This window comes from Sphingomonas sp. SUN019, from assembly GCF_024758705.1.
In the GTDB taxonomy this organism is placed as follows: Bacteria; Pseudomonadota; Alphaproteobacteria; order Sphingomonadales; family Sphingomonadaceae; genus Sphingomonas.
The window spans coordinates 973,698-988,615 of record NZ_CP096971.1 but is presented as its reverse complement, the minus strand read 5'-3'; the positions used below and the strand labels follow the sequence as shown (position 1 = coordinate 988,615).

The following is a 14,918-nucleotide window of genomic DNA, read 5'->3' as shown; positions in this document are numbered from 1 at the left end:
TAATTTTATCCTATGCCATGCGTGGCGTCACCCTGCGGCAATTGCGCGCAATCCTCGCGGTCAACCGGCTCGGCAAGATCAACCTTGCCGCGCGCGAACTCGGCCTGACCGCGTCCGCCGTTACCTTGCAGGTCCAGGCAGCCGAAACAGAGGCCGGACAATCGTTGTTCGCCCGAACCAAGGAGGGTCTCCGCGCCACCGACGCCGGCCGCGTGATGATCGCGGCGGCGCAGGCGATCGAATCGCGGCTCGGCCAGCTCGCCGACGAACTGTCGGCGGTGCGCGGCGCGGGGCAGGGGACGCTGCGGCTGGGTGCGGTCTCGACCGCCAAATATTTCGCGCCCAGCATGGTCGCGGCGTTCATGGCCGAGTTTCCCGGCATCGACGTGCGCCTGATCATCGGCAATCGCGCCGCGACGATCGCAGCGATCACCGAACAGAATGTCGACGTCGCGCTGATGGGCCGTCCGCCGCGGCAGGTCGCGGTGCAATCCTATCTGATCGGCGAACATCCGCTCGTCATTATCGCGCCGCCTGGCCATTCGCTGGCGCAGGCTAGCGGTATCGCGAAGAGCCGGATCGCGGAGGAGACTTTCCTGGTGCGGGAGCCCGGCTCCGGCACGCGCACCTCGCTCGAACTGTTCTTCGGCGACATGCCCGGCCGGCTCGACAGTCTGGGGCTTGAGTTCGGCTCCAACGAATCGATCAAGCAGGCGGTGATGGCGGGGCTGGGCGTCGGTTTCATTTCGGCGCACACGATCGCGACCGAAGTGGAGTTGGGCCGGCTCGTCATCCTCGACGTGATCGACACGCCCGTGCGGCGTCAGTGGTTCGCGGTCAGCCGGAGCGATCGATCGCTTTCCCCGGCGATGGCGGCGTTCCGCAGCTTCGTCGCGCGCCGCGGCGGCGAATTCCTTCCCGCCGTCGTGCAGCCGGCACACTGAGCGGCTGCCGCCGGCCGGCTATGCGTCCGAATCCAGCCCCATCGCCCTCAGCAAGATCCGGTTCACGTTCTCGACCGCGAAGCGTCGCGTCGCCATGTCCCGCGAACTGGCGCCCATCGTTGCCGCAAGCGAGGGGTCGCGGCAGAATTGCGCCATCGCCTCGGCGAGCATCGGAACGTTGCGGACCGGCACGATGACGCCGTTCACCCCGTCCTCCACGGTTTCGCGGCAACCCGGCGCGTCGGTGGTGACGATCGCGCGCCCGGTCGCCATCGCCTCCAGCACCGTGCGCGGAATACCCTCACGATAACTGGGCAGGACGAAGACCGAACACGCCGCCAGATGCGGGCGGACATCGCGGGTCTCGCCGAGATATTCGATGATTCCATCGGCGCGCCACTGCGCCAGCTCGGTCGGCGAAATCGCCGCCGGGTTGGGATCGAACGGTCCGAGCAACTGAAAACGCGCCGTGGGATATTGGCGGCGGACGATCGCCGCCGCGGCGACGAACTCCCGCAATCCCTTGTCGTGCAGCAGGCGCGCGATCAGCAGAAAGACCATTTCGCCGCCGGGCACCGGCTGTTGCGAAAAACGGACGATGTCGACGCCGGACCCGGGCACCAGCACCACCTTGTGCCGATCGTCGATGATCACGTTGCGCAGCAGATCGTCGCGGTCGTCGGTGTTGAAGGCGATGACGGTCGGCGCGTTCGCCACCGCCGTCCGGTACAATTGCGCCACCATGCGCCGCAACCATGGACGCCGTCCGGGATCGGAAAAGACGTAGCCGAGACCGGTGACCATCGGGAAGAACCGTCCCCGGCGCAGGATGCGGTGGGCGATCCCGGCATAGATGATCGGCTTTTGCGTATAGGCCAGCGTGACGTCGGGACGTTCGCGTCGCAGCATCCCAACGAGCGCCAGCAGCGTCCTAGCATCCTCGAACGGATTGAGATTGGCCCTGCTCAACGGGAAGGATCGAAAGCGCACGCCCATCGCCGAAAGTTCGGCGGTGACAGACGCATCTTCATCGGGCGCGCAGGCCAGAACCTGGTGCCCCGCCGCCACCATCCGCGCGATCAGCGCACCACGGAAATTGGTGAGCGAGTAGGCAAGACTGGCGATCACCACGATCTTCATATCACACCACACCCGCCAGGCGTCGCGGTGCTCTACCGATCCCGGAATAGCCCACCGGCTAATCACTAAAGTCCCGTTCGGTCCGGCGCAATGGCGGGGAGTCTGAACGTGTCCGACCGGAGATATGCGATCCATGCGCCGGTGTCCGCTCGTGGATCCTTACATCACGGCGTCGGATTCGATGCGGAATAGCTTTGCGTCGGATCGGCGCGCCGATCGAAACTTCGCCGATCGTCCGACAGGACCGATTCCGCGGCCATCAGGCCCGCGAACATCGCCCAGTCGGTGCCCGGACGATTGACGTGATACAGGTTGGCGTACGGCCGGATGTGCTCCAGCATCTGCGACCGCGCATCTTCCTGCGCCTCGCGCCAGCTGGCGGCGGCGTTGCAGCGATCGAGCCGCAACAACATCGTATCCGATACATGCGTCGCGTCGATCAACGCACTGCCGGCGCATTCCGCGATCGCCAGACGTATCCATTCCGCATCCGACCGATCGAGACGCAGATCGTCGGAATCGAGGAAGAACTCGACGCACAGCGCGGTCCGGCCGGGCGGAACCATGTCGCCACCGAACGCCGCATAATTCGTGATCCGGCCGCAGTTCAGCGACGTGTCGTTGACCTCGAGCCAGGCATGCGGGAACCGTGGCGCTTCATCCAGGAACAGATACGCCAGAACGACGGTGCGCTGGCGCGGCGGCGGGGCGTTCCCGGTCGCGCCGCCCAGCAGCGCGACGAGCTGTTCGATCTGCAGGCTGGAGATCAGATTGGCTGCCGGGATCCAGACGCGCTCGGCCCCGGTCCGCACCACGATCCCGGTTATACGCCGGCCGTCGCTTTCGATCCCGACGACTTCGGAATCGAAGTGCACTTCCCCGCCCGCGCCGGTCAGGCGGTCCATCAGCACTTCGCAGATCTGGCCCGAACCGCGCGCGGGGTGTCGCCAGCCGCGCTGGCGTGAAGCGCCGCCCTGCGCGGCGAGCTTCACGCCGTCCGCGATGGCCGCAAACGAATATGATCGGGCCGCTTGCCCATCCGCGTGCAGCGTCGGAACGGGAAGGTCGGACCATTGCTGGCCGCGAAACTTCTCCCAATACCCTTGCGCCAGCGCGCGGGCGAAATTCGCACCCGCGCGCTGGCGCCAATATTCCTCGTAATTCCGCGGCTTTCGAAAACCGGCGAGCAGCCAGGCGCGACCAAGATCCAGTCCGCCCGACAGGAAGGAGGCGATCGGCATCCCGCGCCGCACGCCGCGAAACGAACTCGACATTTCGATGATGCGCCCGGCGTAGAGACTGCCCACCCGGTGCGGATATTCGCGATAGTCGTCGCCCAGCAGCGTGCGCCACAACGCGTCGACTTCGGGGATGCGTGAATAGAGTTCCTTGCGACCGAGATCGACGACGAATTCGCCGCGCCTGATCGATCGCATCATCCCGCCGGAGCAGGGCGATCGCTCGAACACGATCGGTTCCAGACCCGCCTCGGCCAGCCGCCAGGCGGCCGCCAGCCCCGACGGACCGGCGCCGATGATCAGCGTATGCGCGCGCTGCGTAAAGACCGATCCTGCTTCGGACGAGGCACGTGCGCTGGCCACAGGGTTCGCCTCTCACGCTCGCATTCTGATAGCCCGACCCTGCTACGAAACCCGTTGAGATTTATCAGCAATCATAGGGCGGCATTGGCGCATAAGGGAAAGACGCTACCGCCTTTGGGGATGGTCCACCGCCCGATGGCGCAATTGCCGCCAGTGTGTCCAACCCGTATTTCCGGACATCGACCCTGCTCCAGAGGCGCTGTTCGCGACGAATGTCTCCATGACCTCGCCTTCGCACTTCGTCATCTCGCTCGATCTCGAACAGGCATGGGGGATGGAGGCCGAAAAGGCGCTCGGCAAACAGCGCGCCAGCATCCTGGGCGCGCGTGACGCGATTCCGCGGATCCTGGCGCTGGCGGAACGGCATGGCATCTGTTGCACCTGGGCGACGGTCGGCCTTTTGTTCTTCGACGACCGCGACGAACTGCTCGATTCGTTGCCTGCGATACGGCCGGCCTATGACGATCTCGCACTGTCGCCATATCCGCGGATCGGCGGAATCGGCCGCAACGAGCGGGAGGATCCGCTGCATTTCGGCCGATCGCTCATCCGCTCGATCCGCGACTGCCCGGGGCAGGAGATCGCCGGGCATACGTTTTCGCATTATTACTGCCTCGAGGACGGCGGCGATCCCGCCGCGTTCGAGGCCGACCTTGCGGCTGCGCACCGCGCCGCGGCGTTGCTGGATATCGAATTGCGCAGCATCGTGTTCCCGCGCAATCAACTCCGTCAGACCTATCTGCCGCTATGCCGGGATAGCGGCTATCGCAGCTATCGCGGCAATCAGCGATCGGCGCTGCACCGCAGCCGTCAGCGTCGTCAGGAAACGCGCTGGTCCAGGGTGCTGCGCGCGGCGGACAATTATCTGCCGCTGTCGCCGCGGCCGGATGTGAACCGGCCGCGACAGGCTGACGGCATGGTCGACGTCGCCGCCAGCCGATTCCTGCGTCCGGCATCCACGCCGCCGCTAAACCGGCTGCAATTGGGACGGATCCGCCGCGAGATGACGCACGCCGCCACGCACGGGGGGCTGTTTCATCTGTGGTGGCACCCGCAGAATTTCGGGCACGGCGCCGACGCCAATCTTCGCGTGCTCGGCGCGATCTTCGATCATTATCGCCGGCTCGCCGACGATCACGGAATGGTCAGCGCCACGATGGATCGGGTCGCGCGATCGGCCGGCGCGGCGGTGCTTCGGCCAGCCATCTACCCGGGCAGCGCATTTTCGGTAGAGAGGGCCGTTACTGGTACGGAGATCGGTGTGGAGCGGGTGAAGGGAATCGAACCCTCGTCGTAAGCTTGGGAAGCTTCTGCTCTACCATTAAGCTACACCCGCATCACGTTCGCATCGCACGATTAATTGCGACTTCGGCCCGTCGAAAGTCCCACATTCTACAGCCGACAGCTCGCGTCACCGGTGCCTAGCGCGGTCGTCGGTACGGTGCAAGCGGCGTCCGTCCGGCCTGGCGACGCTGCGCCCTTGCTCTCAGAAGACCGCCGCGACCATCTGCCGGAACGCTTCCGCGCGGTGGCTGATGGCGTGCTTCGCGTCGGGGTCCATTTCGCCGAACGTCTCGCTGCCGTCGACCGGCAGAAACATCGGATCGTAGCCGAAACCCTGATCACCGCGCGGTGGCCACACCAACGTCCCGTCGACGCGGCCTTCGAACCATTCGATGTGGCCGTCGGGCCACGCGAGCGCCAGCGCGCAGACGAAATGCGCGTCGCGCGGCGCATCGGGGGTGCGGGCGAGATTGTCCTCGATCAGTCGCATCGCGAGGCCGAAATCCTTCGCCTCACCCGCCCAGCGCGCCGAGAAGATGCCCGGATCGCCGCCCAAAGCTGCGACGCACAGCCCGCTGTCGTCCGCCAGCGCGGGGAGGCCCGACAGGTCGGCCGCGGCGCGCGCCTTCAGTTCGGCGTTCATCACGAACGTGGTGCCGGTCTCCTCCGGCTCGGGCAGGTCGAGCGCGGCGGCCGACACGGGCTCGACGCCGTAGGGAGCAAGCAACGCCTCGATCTCGCGCACCTTGCCCGGATTGTGGCTGGCGATCACCAACCGTCCGGGCTTCAGCTTGCGGATCGCCTGGGGGGCGTCACCTTCGCCGCTCATGAGACGGCCTTCGCCTGCGCGGCGAAGATTTCGGTGCAGCCGATGCGCGACAGGCGCAGCAGGCGGAGCAGCGCCTCCTCGTCATAGGTCGCGTGTTCGGCGGTCGCCTGCGCCTCCGCGATGTGACCGTTTTCGAGGAGGACGAAGTTCGCGTCCGCGTCGGCATTCGAATCCTCGTCGTAGTCGAGGTCGAGGACCGGCGTGCCTTTGAAGATGCCGCAGCTGACCGCGGCGACCTTTTGGCTGAGCGGGTCGGAGGTCAGCTTGCCGCTCGCCAGCAAACCGTTGATCGCCAGCCGCAACGCGACCCACGCGCCCGAAATCGAGGCCGTGCGCGTGCCGCCGTCGGCCTGGATCACGTCGCAATCGAGCGTGATCTGACGCTCGCCGAGCAGGCTCATGTCGGTGACGGCGCGCAGCGAACGCCCGATAAGCCGCTGGATTTCCTGCGTCCGGCCGGACTGCTTGCCTTTCGCCGCCTCGCGCGACCCGCGGGTATGCGTGGCGCGCGGGAGCATCCCGTATTCGGCGGTCACCCAACCCTGACCCTTGCCGCGCAGGAACGGCGGCACGCGTTCCTCGACGCTGGCGGTGACCAGCACCTTCGTGTCGCCGAAGCCGATCAGCACCGATCCCTCGGCGTGACGGGTGAAACGCGGTTCGATCGTGATAGTGCGCATCTGGTCTGGCGCACGGCCGCTGGGGCGCATGATATTCTCCATGAAACTCGAGGGGCCGCCCTAACCGCGCGCGTCGTCCCGCGCCAGCCCGTTGCCCGCACGTTCGCCGCGCCCTAGATCGGTCGTATGGCCGTGACGCCCCCGATCGCCGAGCTGAACGACCGTGCGCGCGACATCTTCCGGCGTGTGGTCGACGGCTATCTGGAAAGCGGGCTGCCGGTCGGGTCGAAGACGCTGGCGCTCGCGGGCCTCAATCTCTCTCCCGCCTCGATCCGCACCGTGCTTCAGCAGCTCGAGGAGTCGGGCCTGCTCGCCTCCCCGCACACGTCGGCGGGGCGGATGCCGACCGATCTGGGGCTGCGGCTGTTCGTCGACGGGATGATGCAGGCGTTGGAGCCATCGGCCGACGAACGCGCGCAGATCGAATCGCGGGCCGGATCGCGCGGGCCGGTAGAGGAGGCGCTGGCGGCGACCACCGCCGCGCTGTCAGGCCTGTCGGCGTGCGCCGGGCTGGTGATGGTGCCGAAGCGCGAACAGGTGCTGCGTTCGATCGGGTTCGTGCCGCTGTCGCACGCACAGGCGCTGGCGGTGCTGGTCAGTGAGGACGGCGGGGTAGAAAATCGCGTCATCGACCTGCCGCCCGGCGTCGGCGCGTCGGCGCTGGTCGAGGCGGGGAACTACATGTCCGCGACGCTTTCCGGACTGACGTTGGTGCAGGCGCGCGCGCGAATCGACGCGGAGTTGACGCAGAACCGCGCGGCGCTGGACGGTGCGGCGCGGGCTTTGGTCGAACAGGGGCTGGCGGTGTGGAGCGAGGACGCGAACCGCCGCCCGGTGCTGATCGTGCGCGGGCAGGGGCGGTTGCTCGACGATGCCGCGGCGGCCGATCTGGAACGGGTGCGCGACCTGCTTGACGATTTGGAGGGCAAGCAGGAGATTGCGGCGCTGCTCGATTCGGCGCGCGCGGGCGATGCGACGCGCATCTTCATCGGTGCGGAGAACAAATTGTTCGCGCTCAGCGGGTCGTCCGTCATCGCGAAACCGTTCCGCGGCAGCGACGGGCGCGTGGTCGGCGTAGTGGGCGTGATCGGCCCGACGCGGTTGAACTACGCGCGCGTCGTGCCCATGGTGGATTTCACCGCTGCAACGCTCGCCCGTCTGATGGGTTGAGCATGGCGACAAACAGGGATCACAGGATCAGAATGACCGAAGAGAATAACGCCGACCTGCGTGAGGAAACCGCCGAGGGTGCGCCTGAAGTCGCCGAGCATGACCGCGTGGCCGAGCTCGAAGCGCAGCTGGTCGAAGCGAAGCAGGCGACCTTGTACGCGCAGGCCGAGGTGCAAAACGTGCGCCGCCGCGCAGAAAAGGATGCGATCGACGCGCGCGCCTATGCCGCGACCGCATTCGCGCGCGACGTGCTGAGCGTGAATGACAATCTGGAACGCGCGCTGGCGTCGATCCCGGAGGAACTGCGCGGCGACGACAAGTTCAAGGGGTTGGTCACCGGGCTGGAGGCGACCGGTCGCGAGCTGAACAGCGTGTTCCAGCGCCACGGGCTGACTCGGATCGAGGCGATGGGCCAGCCGCTCGACCCGAACCGTCACCAGGCGATGCTGGAAATGCCGAGCGATCAGGCTGCGGGCACGATCGTGCAGGAGATGCAGTCGGGCTGGATGATCAAGGACCGGCTGTTGCGGCCGGCGCTGGTGGGGGTTGCGAAGAAGGGAGACTGAATGCCAACGCATGATCATTCGCCGCGACGTTTGAGCGTCGAGCGTTTGCTACGCGCCCAGGAACGCGCCGGTTTGCGCAGGCTTGTCGCGCGTTTCAAAAAGCGCGACCGCAAACCGAAACGTCCCGCGGACGATGGCGGCGAAGGCGTGCCGGTCGAACCGAACCGGCCGAACAATCTGACCGGCGGCGCGACCGCGGCGCTGGAGTTTGACGATTAGCTTCGGCATGGCGTCGCCATGAACACCAACCTTACCACCGAACGCCCGACCTTCGTCACGCATCTCGAATGCTCGATGACCGGCGAGCGGTACGAGGCCGACCAGCTTCACAATCTCTCGCGCGTCGGGCGGCCGTTGCTGGTCCGCTACGATCTGGACGCGGTGAAGGCGGCGTGGCCGCGCGATACGCTCGTAACGCGCGAAACCGATCTATGGCGGTGGCGCGAATTGCTACCGGTGCGCGACACCGCGAACATCGTCAGTCTCGGCGAGATCGAGACGCCGCTCGTTCCCATCCCGGCGTCGGGCGGGGCGACCGTGCTGGTGAAGGACGAGGGGCGGCTGCCGACGGGCAGCTTCAAGGCGCGCGGGCTGGTGATGGCGGTGGCGATGGCGAAGGAACTGGGCGTCACGCGGATCGCGATGCCGACCAACGGCAATGCGGGCGCGGCGCTGGCCGCCTATGCCACGCGCTGCGGGATCGAGACGATCGTGTTCTGCCCCGACGATACGCCGGAAGTGAACGTGCGCGAGATCGCGTTGCAGGGCGCGCGGGTGTGGCGCGTCAACGGGTTGATCGACGATTGCGGGGCGATCGTCGCTAAGGGCGCGGCCGAGGGGCGCTGGTTCGATTTCTCGACGTTGAAGGAACCATATCGGATCGAGGGCAAGAAGACGATGGGCCTCGAACTGGCCGCGCAATTCGGCTGGAAGCTGCCGGATGCGATCTTTTACCCGACCGGCGGCGGCACCGGGCTGATCGGGATGTGGAAGGCGTTCGACGAGCTGGAGCGGCTCGGCTGGATCGGCCCGGAGCGCCCGCGGATGTATGCGGTGCAGGCGAGCGGCTGCGCGCCGATCGTCCGTGCGTTCGAGGCGGGCGAGGAGCACGCCGAACGCTGGGAGGACGCGTCCACCGTCGCAGCGGGCATTCGCGTGCCGAAAGCGGTCGGCGATTTCCTGATTCTCCGCGCGGTGCGGGAGAGCGGCGGGCGCGCGCTGGCGGTGGGTGATCCGGCGATTTTGCGCGCGGTGGATGACTGCGCGAAGAAGGACGGGATGTTGCTGTGTCCGGAGGGCGGGGCGACCTTGGCGGCGTACAAACAGGCCCTGGCCGATGGGGTGGTCGATGAGGATGAGCGAGTCGTGCTGTTCAACTGCGCGACGGGGCTGAAATATCCGATGCCAGCGGCGGATCGGACGCTGGATCGGCATAAAGAGATCGATTTCGGGGCGTTGTAGAAACGTGCTTGCCGGGAGCGAAGGCTGGGCGCATCATCTTCACTATGCTCCCGATTCTGCTGCTGCTGGCCGGGGCCGACGATGGCGCGATGGAGCGTTACCAGCGGATGACCGCGGCCGAACCGCGTTGCGTGTATGATCCCACTTCGACCGATGTGACGGTGTGCGGGCTGCGCAACGCCGATCGGTTCCGGGTGCCGTTCGTCGGGTCGGAAGAGGGCGACCCGGCGATCCAGGATGTGCCGAGCGAGCGACGGCGGATGCTCAATCGACGTAGTCCGGTGGAGGAATTGAACCTGTTCCTGGTCGGCGGCGGGATGGCCGGGGTGACGGTCAGCACGCGCGGCGGTGTGAGTGGGTACGAGACGCGGAAGCTGGCACCTTGATCCCGTACACCACCCCGGCTCTCGCCGGGGAACGCAAGACATATATTACGCCAGCCCCCGTCGTTGCGAGCGCAGTGAAGCAATCCAGTGCAGCGCGCGAGAAACTGGATTGCTTCGCTGCGCTCGCAACGACGGCTGGGCGAGGTCGACGAGTGTATGCATCACCCCTCCGCCCGCTCGATCCGCACCAGCAACGCGCCTTCGCTGACCTGACCGCCGGGGTGGGCGTTGAGTTCGGCGACCGTGCCGTCGAACGGCGCGGTCAGGCTGTGCTCCATCTTCATCGCCTCCAGCGTGACGAGTTTCTGCCCCTTGGCGACCACATCCCCCGCAGCGACCTCCACCGCGATCAGGCGACCGGGCATAGGCGACAGGATCGCTCCGTCGGCCGCGCCGACGATAGCGTCACCTCCGGCGCGCGCCGGGTTAAGCACGAATGTCGTGCCGAAGTCGTCTACAAGCCAGCCTTCGTCGACGCGTTCGGCCCACGGATTGGGACCAGAAAAGTCCGGGTCGAACACAATTTCGTTCACCGACGAACCGGTGCTCAAGTGAAGTCGAGTAGGCGCGCTTGGCGCGCTAAGCCGTGTCCCGGCTTGTGCTGACCACGGTCCACTGTCGCGCCTGGAGCCAACATCGTAAATATCGGAGGGACTACCGCCGCGGTCGTCGTCGAAGATCAGACTGGCAACCGCTTGCAACGCACCTTCGCTCGGCGCTTCGGTGCCGACGAGGATGTCACTTTCGCGAGCGAGGAACCCTGTGTCTATGCCTCCCGCCACGAACGCAGGATGACGAAGCGCCGATGCGAGGAATCGCGCATTGGTCCGAACTGGCCAACAGGTCACTGTTTCGCAATGGTGCTCAAGAGCCGTCACCGCCTCGTCGCGATCCGGCCCTGTGGCGATGATCTTGGCCAGCATCGGGTCATAGAATGGTGTGACCTCATCTCCACGGCTATACCCTGTCTCAGTTCGGACCGGCCAACGTCGGCTTGACGATGGGAGCTTGAAGTGGCGCAGCGGCCCGACACTTGGGAGAAACCCCGTTGCCGGGTTTTCCGCATAGAGCCTTGCCTCGATGGCCCAGCCGTTGATGCTGAGTTCGTCCTGCCGTTTCGGCAACGGCTCACCACTCGCGACGCGCAATTGCCATTCGACCAGATCGACGCCGGTAATCTCCTCGGTCACCGGATGTTCGACCTGCAGCCGGGTGTTCATTTCCATGAACCAGATGCGGTCGGCGCGCAGGCCTGAGCCCCCGTCTTCTCTATCAGACGTGTCGGCGATGAATTCGATCGTGCCCGCGCCGACGTAGTCGACCGCCTGCGCGGCCTTTACCGCGGCGGCGCAGACCGCCTCGCGGGTGGCGGGGTCCATGCCGGGGGCGGGGGCTTCCTCGATCACTTTCTGGTGGCGGCGCTGAAGCGAGCAGTCGCGTTCGAACAGATGGACGACGTTGCCGTGGGTGTCGCCGAAGACCTGCACCTCGATATGACGGGGCGAGAGGATGTATTTCTCGATCAGCACCTGCGTGTTGCCGAACGAGGATTCGGCCTCGCGCTGGCATGATAGCAACGCATCGGCGAAATCGGCGGGCACATCGACGCGGCGCATCCCCTTGCCGCCGCCGCCCGCGACCGCCTTGATGAGGACGGGATAGCCGACCTTCTCCGCCTCCGCGGCGAGCCGGTCGGGGGATTGGTCCGCGCCGAGATACCCCGGCGTCACGGGGACGCCCGCGGCGATCATGCGCTCCTTTGCGGCGTCCTTCAGCCCCATTGCGCGGATGCTGTCGGGGCGTGGGCCGACCCAGATCAGCCCGGCGTCGATCACGCTCTGCGCGAAATCGGCGTTCTCGCTGAGGAAGCCGTAACCGGGATGGATCGCCTCCGCGCCGGTATGCTTCGCCGCGGCGATGATCTTGTCGCCGACCAGATAGCTTTCGCGCGCAGGGGACGCGCCGATGTGGACCGCTTCGTCGGCCTGGCGGACGTGCAGCGCCTTCGCGTCGGCGTCGGAATAGACCGCGACGGTGCGGATACCCATCGTGCGCGCCGTTCGGATGATGCGGCAGGCGATCTCGCCGCGGTTGGCGATCAGGAGCGATTTGATCATGCTGCGGCGCCGTCCGATTTTGGGCGAATGTTGAGAATGTTGAGACGCTGGCGCATTTTTCCGCCGTGTCTCAACATTGGGATGGAGGGATGCGGCACGATCATCGGGAAAGCATAACCGAAACTGAGCGTTGTAGGACAGCGTTCACTGCGTCGCGCATCCCGTCGTGCGTTGAGACCAGGTGATGTTCGCGATCTTCCAGCTTCCTGCGTCACGGACCAGATCCCAGTGGTTGGTGCCGCAATGATGCGGTTTGCCGTCGATCGTGAAGGTGAACGACGCCCACACCATTGCGACGTCGCCGTCGATCTCGATCGCGGGCATCCCCTGCGTCTCGCGCACCCGTTCGGCGCCGGGCTTGAAATTGGCGAGCCAGTCGGCCCACGTCATGCGGCGGACTTGCCGCGTGCCGTCGGGCTTTTCGACCGCGACCGTGGCGCTGCCGCCGGGGAGGAGTTGCGCCTCGACCGCCGCGCGATCGTGCGTGGGGATGGCGGCGAGGACCGCGGTGACGGGAGCGAGCACTGCCGCCTCCTGCGCGCCGGGGGGCGGGAGCGGGTTGGCGGGCGGGAGCTTGTCTGAGGACTGAAGCGCGGCGGCAAGGAGCAGGGAGAGGATCATGGTGTGTCCTTCAATTCCTCCCCGGAACGGGGAGGGGGACCGTCCGCAGGACGGTGGAGGGGCCCCGCTCTCGGCAAGCGGTGACGATGCCGGTGATGACCGCGTCGAGATTGCGGAGTATCGCCGTGGCGGGAACACGAAGCGTCAGATAGCCAGCGGCCGCCAGGCTCGCATCACGCGCAACGTCGAATTGCGGTTGATCACCGCGGTTGTGCGCCTCGCCATCGACCTCGATGACCAGCCGCGCGGCCATACAGGCAAAATCCAGCGCGAGCTTGCCATTGGGATGCTGGCGCCGGAATTTGAAATCGCCTGGGCGCTGGCGGAGTTGTTGCCACAGCAAGACTTCCGGCAGTGACATCTCGCGACGAAGTCTGCGGGCGCGTTTGACCGTCTTTATGGGCGCTGTGAAGGGGCGGGGTGGGCCCCCTCCACCACCCGCCGAAGAGGCGGGCGGTCCCCCTCCCCGTTCCGGGGAGGAATTTGCTTCGTTATCCCTCACATCCGGAACACGCCGAACCTTGGCGTCTCCGGGATGGGGGCGTTTAGCGTCGCGGCAAAGGCCAACCCTAACACATCGCGGGTCTGCACCGGGTCGATGACGCCGTCGTCCCACAGGCGGGCCGTCGCGTAATACGGGTTGCCCTCATCCTCGTATTTCTGGCGGATCGGGGTTTTGAAGGCTTCGGCCTGCTCGGAGGTCCAGTTCTCGGCGTCGCGGTGGACCGTCGCCAGCACGGACGCGGCCTGTTCGCCGCCCATCACGCTGATGCGGGCATTCGGCCAGGTGAACAGGAAGCGCGGGGAATAGGCGCGGCCGCACATGCCGTAATTGCCTGCGCCGAAGCTGCCGCCGATCAGGACGGTGATCTTGGGAACGGTCGCGGTGGCGACGGCCGTGACGAGTTTTGCGCCGTGCTTGGCGATGCCCTCCGCCTCATATTTCCCGCCGACCATGAAGCCGGAGATGTTCTGGAGGAACAACAGCGGGATGCGGCGCTGGCAGGCGAGTTCGATGAAATGCGCGCCCTTCTGCGCGGATTCGCTGAACAGTACCCCGTTATTGGCGAGTATCGCAACGGGGATGCCCCAGATGTGCGCGAAGCCGCAGACGAGGCTGCTGCCGTAAAGCGATTTGAACTCGGCGAACTCGCTGCCGTCGACCAGCCGTGCGATAATTTCGTGTACGTCATAAGGCGCGCGCACGTCTTGGGGTACGATGCCGTACAGGTCTTCGGCGTCGAATTTGGGCGGACGCGGGTCGCGCAGATTGACCGGGGTCTGGAGCTGCGGCGCGAGCGTCGAGACGATGTCGCGGACGATCGTCAGCGCGTGTTCGTCGTTTTCGGCGACGTGATCGACGACGCCCGATTTGCGCGCGTGGGTGTCCGCGCCGCCCAGTTCCTCGGCGGTGATGATCTCGCCCGTCGCGGCCTTCACCAGCGGCGGCCCGGCGAGGAAGATCGTGCCCTGATTGCGGACGATAACGGTTTCGTCGCTCATCGCGGGAACGTACGCGCCGCCTGCGGTGCATGATCCCATGACGCAGGCGATCTGAGGGATTTGCTGCGAACTCATCTGCGCCTGGTTGAAGAAGATACGGCCGAAATGCTCGCGGTCGGGGAATACCTCGGCCTGATGCGGCAGGTTCGCGCCGCCGCTGTCGACCAGGTAGATGCAGGGCAGGCGGTTCTCCAGCGCGATCTCCTGCGCGCGGAGGTGCTTCTTGACGGTCAGCGGGTAATAGGTGCCGCCCTTCACGGTGGCGTCGTTGCACACGATCATGCACTGGCGGCCCGAAACGCGGCCGATGCCCGCGATCATGCCCGCGCCGGGAATGTCCTCGCCATACACGCCGCCCGCGGCGAGCTGGCCGATTTCGAGAAATGGAGAGCCGGGGTCGAGCAGGCGTTCGACGCGTTCGCGCGGGAGGAGTTTACCGCGCGACGTGTGGCGCTCGCGCGATTTCTCGTTCCCGCCGAGCGCGGCGGTGGCGACGTCGGCGCGGAGTTGCTCCGCCAATGCGCGGTTGTGCGCGGCGTGGGCGCGGAAGGTATCGCTGTCGGGGGACAGGGCGGTGGTTAGGGTGGGGGCGGTCATCTAAAAATCCTCCCCGGAA

Annotated in this window: 15 protein-coding genes and 1 tRNA gene; 7 read left to right on the top strand and 9 right to left on the bottom strand. The window is 66.3% G+C overall.

The window, feature by feature from the left end; translation table 11 throughout:
- Positions 1-17 precede the first annotated feature (17 nt).
- A complete protein-coding gene (locus M0208_RS04740) occupies positions 18-944 on the top strand; it encodes a LysR family transcriptional regulator (protein WP_258890582.1) in 927 nt (308 codons plus the stop codon).
- A gap of 18 nt (positions 945-962) precedes the next feature.
- On the opposite strand, the gene M0208_RS04735 is transcribed toward M0208_RS04740, so the two are convergent.
- Both M0208_RS04735 and M0208_RS04730 read right to left on the bottom strand, forming a co-directional pair.
- Positions 963-2,084, bottom strand: coding sequence for a glycosyltransferase family 4 protein (locus tag M0208_RS04735; protein WP_258890581.1), 1,122 nt, complete (start codon positions 2,082-2,084; stop codon positions 963-965).
- Between the two features lie 164 nt (positions 2,085-2,248).
- Positions 2,249-3,685: an FAD-dependent oxidoreductase gene (locus M0208_RS04730; protein WP_258890580.1), complete on the bottom strand. Its 1,437-nt coding sequence runs from the start codon at positions 3,683-3,685 to the stop codon at positions 2,249-2,251.
- A 220-nt stretch (positions 3,686-3,905) separates the two neighbouring features.
- Here M0208_RS04730 and M0208_RS04725 point away from each other — a divergent pair, with 220 nt between their 5' ends.
- A complete protein-coding gene (locus M0208_RS04725; RefSeq protein ID WP_258890579.1) occupies positions 3,906-4,982 on the top strand; it encodes a hypothetical protein in 1,077 nt (358 codons plus the stop codon).
- On the opposite strand, the gene M0208_RS04720 is transcribed toward M0208_RS04725, so the two are convergent.
- From M0208_RS04720 to rph, 3 genes are all read right to left on the bottom strand, one after another.
- Positions 4,948-5,021 (bottom strand) — tRNA-Gly (locus M0208_RS04720). The two genes, M0208_RS04725 and M0208_RS04720, sit on opposite strands and share 35 nt — an antisense overlap.
- A gap of 150 nt (positions 5,022-5,171) precedes the next feature.
- Positions 5,172-5,798 (bottom strand): RdgB/HAM1 family non-canonical purine NTP pyrophosphatase, encoded by a 627-nt coding sequence (gene rdgB / locus M0208_RS04715; RefSeq protein ID WP_258890578.1) that lies wholly within the window; start codon positions 5,796-5,798, stop codon positions 5,172-5,174.
- Positions 5,795-6,508 (bottom strand): ribonuclease PH, encoded by a 714-nt coding sequence (rph, locus tag M0208_RS04710; RefSeq protein ID WP_258890577.1) that lies wholly within the window; start codon positions 6,506-6,508, stop codon positions 5,795-5,797. The genes rdgB and rph overlap by 4 nt, the downstream gene beginning before the upstream one ends.
- Before the next feature lie 96 nt (positions 6,509-6,604).
- Here rph and hrcA point away from each other — a divergent pair, with 96 nt between their 5' ends.
- Genes hrcA through M0208_RS04685 form a run of 5 tightly spaced genes read left to right on the top strand, consistent with a single transcriptional unit; the run spans position 6,605 to position 10,061 of the window.
- Positions 6,605-7,648, top strand: coding sequence for a heat-inducible transcriptional repressor HrcA (hrcA, locus tag M0208_RS04705; protein ID WP_258890576.1), 1,044 nt, complete (start codon positions 6,605-6,607; stop codon positions 7,646-7,648).
- A 32-nt stretch (positions 7,649-7,680) separates the two neighbouring features.
- The gene (gene grpE / locus M0208_RS04700; protein WP_258890575.1) at positions 7,681-8,214 is read left to right on the top strand and encodes a nucleotide exchange factor GrpE; all 534 of its coding nucleotides are present in this window, start codon (positions 7,681-7,683) and stop codon (positions 8,212-8,214) included.
- Positions 8,215-8,433, top strand: coding sequence for a hypothetical protein (locus M0208_RS04695; protein ID WP_258890574.1), 219 nt, complete (start codon positions 8,215-8,217; stop codon positions 8,431-8,433).
- Between the two features lie 18 nt (positions 8,434-8,451).
- Positions 8,452-9,675, top strand: a complete 1,224-nt coding sequence (locus M0208_RS04690) for a threonine synthase (protein WP_258890573.1) — start codon at positions 8,452-8,454, stop codon at positions 9,673-9,675.
- Positions 9,676-9,719: 44 nt separating this feature from the next.
- Positions 9,720-10,061, top strand: coding sequence for a hypothetical protein (locus tag M0208_RS04685; RefSeq protein ID WP_258890572.1), 342 nt, complete (start codon positions 9,720-9,722; stop codon positions 10,059-10,061).
- Positions 10,062-10,222: 161 nt separating this feature from the next.
- Here M0208_RS04685 and M0208_RS04680 read toward each other — a convergent pair whose 3' ends face one another.
- The 4 genes from M0208_RS04680 to M0208_RS04665 all read right to left on the bottom strand — a co-directional run bounded on the left by M0208_RS04680 (position 10,223) and on the right by M0208_RS04665 (position 14,899).
- A complete protein-coding gene (locus M0208_RS04680; protein WP_258890571.1) occupies positions 10,223-12,178 on the bottom strand; it encodes an acetyl/propionyl/methylcrotonyl-CoA carboxylase subunit alpha in 1,956 nt (651 codons plus the stop codon).
- A 144-nt stretch (positions 12,179-12,322) separates the two neighbouring features.
- Positions 12,323-12,799, bottom strand: coding sequence for a nuclear transport factor 2 family protein (locus tag M0208_RS04675; protein WP_258890570.1), 477 nt, complete (start codon positions 12,797-12,799; stop codon positions 12,323-12,325).
- Between the two features lie 10 nt (positions 12,800-12,809).
- Entirely contained in the window at positions 12,810-13,160 is a 351-nt protein-coding gene (locus tag M0208_RS04670; RefSeq protein WP_258890569.1) for an endonuclease domain-containing protein, read from the bottom strand.
- Between the two features lie 137 nt (positions 13,161-13,297).
- Complete coding sequence (locus M0208_RS04665; protein ID WP_258890568.1) at positions 13,298-14,899, bottom strand: carboxyl transferase domain-containing protein; 1,602 nt, start codon at positions 14,897-14,899, stop codon at positions 13,298-13,300.
- Positions 14,900-14,918: the final 19 nt, after the last annotated feature.

Excerpts from the sequence above, each read along its gene's own strand:
- M0208_RS04740 (WP_258890582.1), top strand. The coding sequence starts at position 18 with ATGCGTGGCGTCACCCTGCGGCAATTGCGCGCAATCCTCGCGGTCAAC.
- M0208_RS04735 (WP_258890581.1), bottom strand. The coding sequence starts at position 2,084 with ATGAAGATCGTGGTGATCGCCAGTCTTGCCTACTCGCTCACCAATTTC.
- M0208_RS04725 (WP_258890579.1), top strand. The coding sequence starts at position 3,906 with ATGACCTCGCCTTCGCACTTCGTCATCTCGCTCGATCTCGAACAGGCA.
- rdgB (WP_258890578.1), bottom strand. The coding sequence starts at position 5,798 with ATGAGCGGCGAAGGTGACGCCCCCCAGGCGATCCGCAAGCTGAAGCCC.
- rph (WP_258890577.1), bottom strand. The coding sequence starts at position 6,508 with ATGCGCCCCAGCGGCCGTGCGCCAGACCAGATGCGCACTATCACGATC.
- hrcA (WP_258890576.1), top strand. The coding sequence starts at position 6,605 with ATGGCCGTGACGCCCCCGATCGCCGAGCTGAACGACCGTGCGCGCGAC.
- grpE (WP_258890575.1), top strand. The coding sequence starts at position 7,681 with ATGACCGAAGAGAATAACGCCGACCTGCGTGAGGAAACCGCCGAGGGT.
- M0208_RS04695 (WP_258890574.1), top strand. The coding sequence starts at position 8,215 with ATGCCAACGCATGATCATTCGCCGCGACGTTTGAGCGTCGAGCGTTTG.
- M0208_RS04690 (WP_258890573.1), top strand. The coding sequence starts at position 8,452 with ATGAACACCAACCTTACCACCGAACGCCCGACCTTCGTCACGCATCTC.
- M0208_RS04685 (WP_258890572.1), top strand. The coding sequence starts at position 9,720 with ATGCTCCCGATTCTGCTGCTGCTGGCCGGGGCCGACGATGGCGCGATG.
- M0208_RS04680 (WP_258890571.1), bottom strand. The coding sequence starts at position 12,178 with ATGATCAAATCGCTCCTGATCGCCAACCGCGGCGAGATCGCCTGCCGC.
- M0208_RS04675 (WP_258890570.1), bottom strand. The coding sequence starts at position 12,799 with ATGATCCTCTCCCTGCTCCTTGCCGCCGCGCTTCAGTCCTCAGACAAG.
- M0208_RS04670 (WP_258890569.1), bottom strand. The coding sequence starts at position 13,160 with ATGTCACTGCCGGAAGTCTTGCTGTGGCAACAACTCCGCCAGCGCCCA.
- M0208_RS04665 (WP_258890568.1), bottom strand. The coding sequence starts at position 14,899 with ATGACCGCCCCCACCCTAACCACCGCCCTGTCCCCCGACAGCGATACC.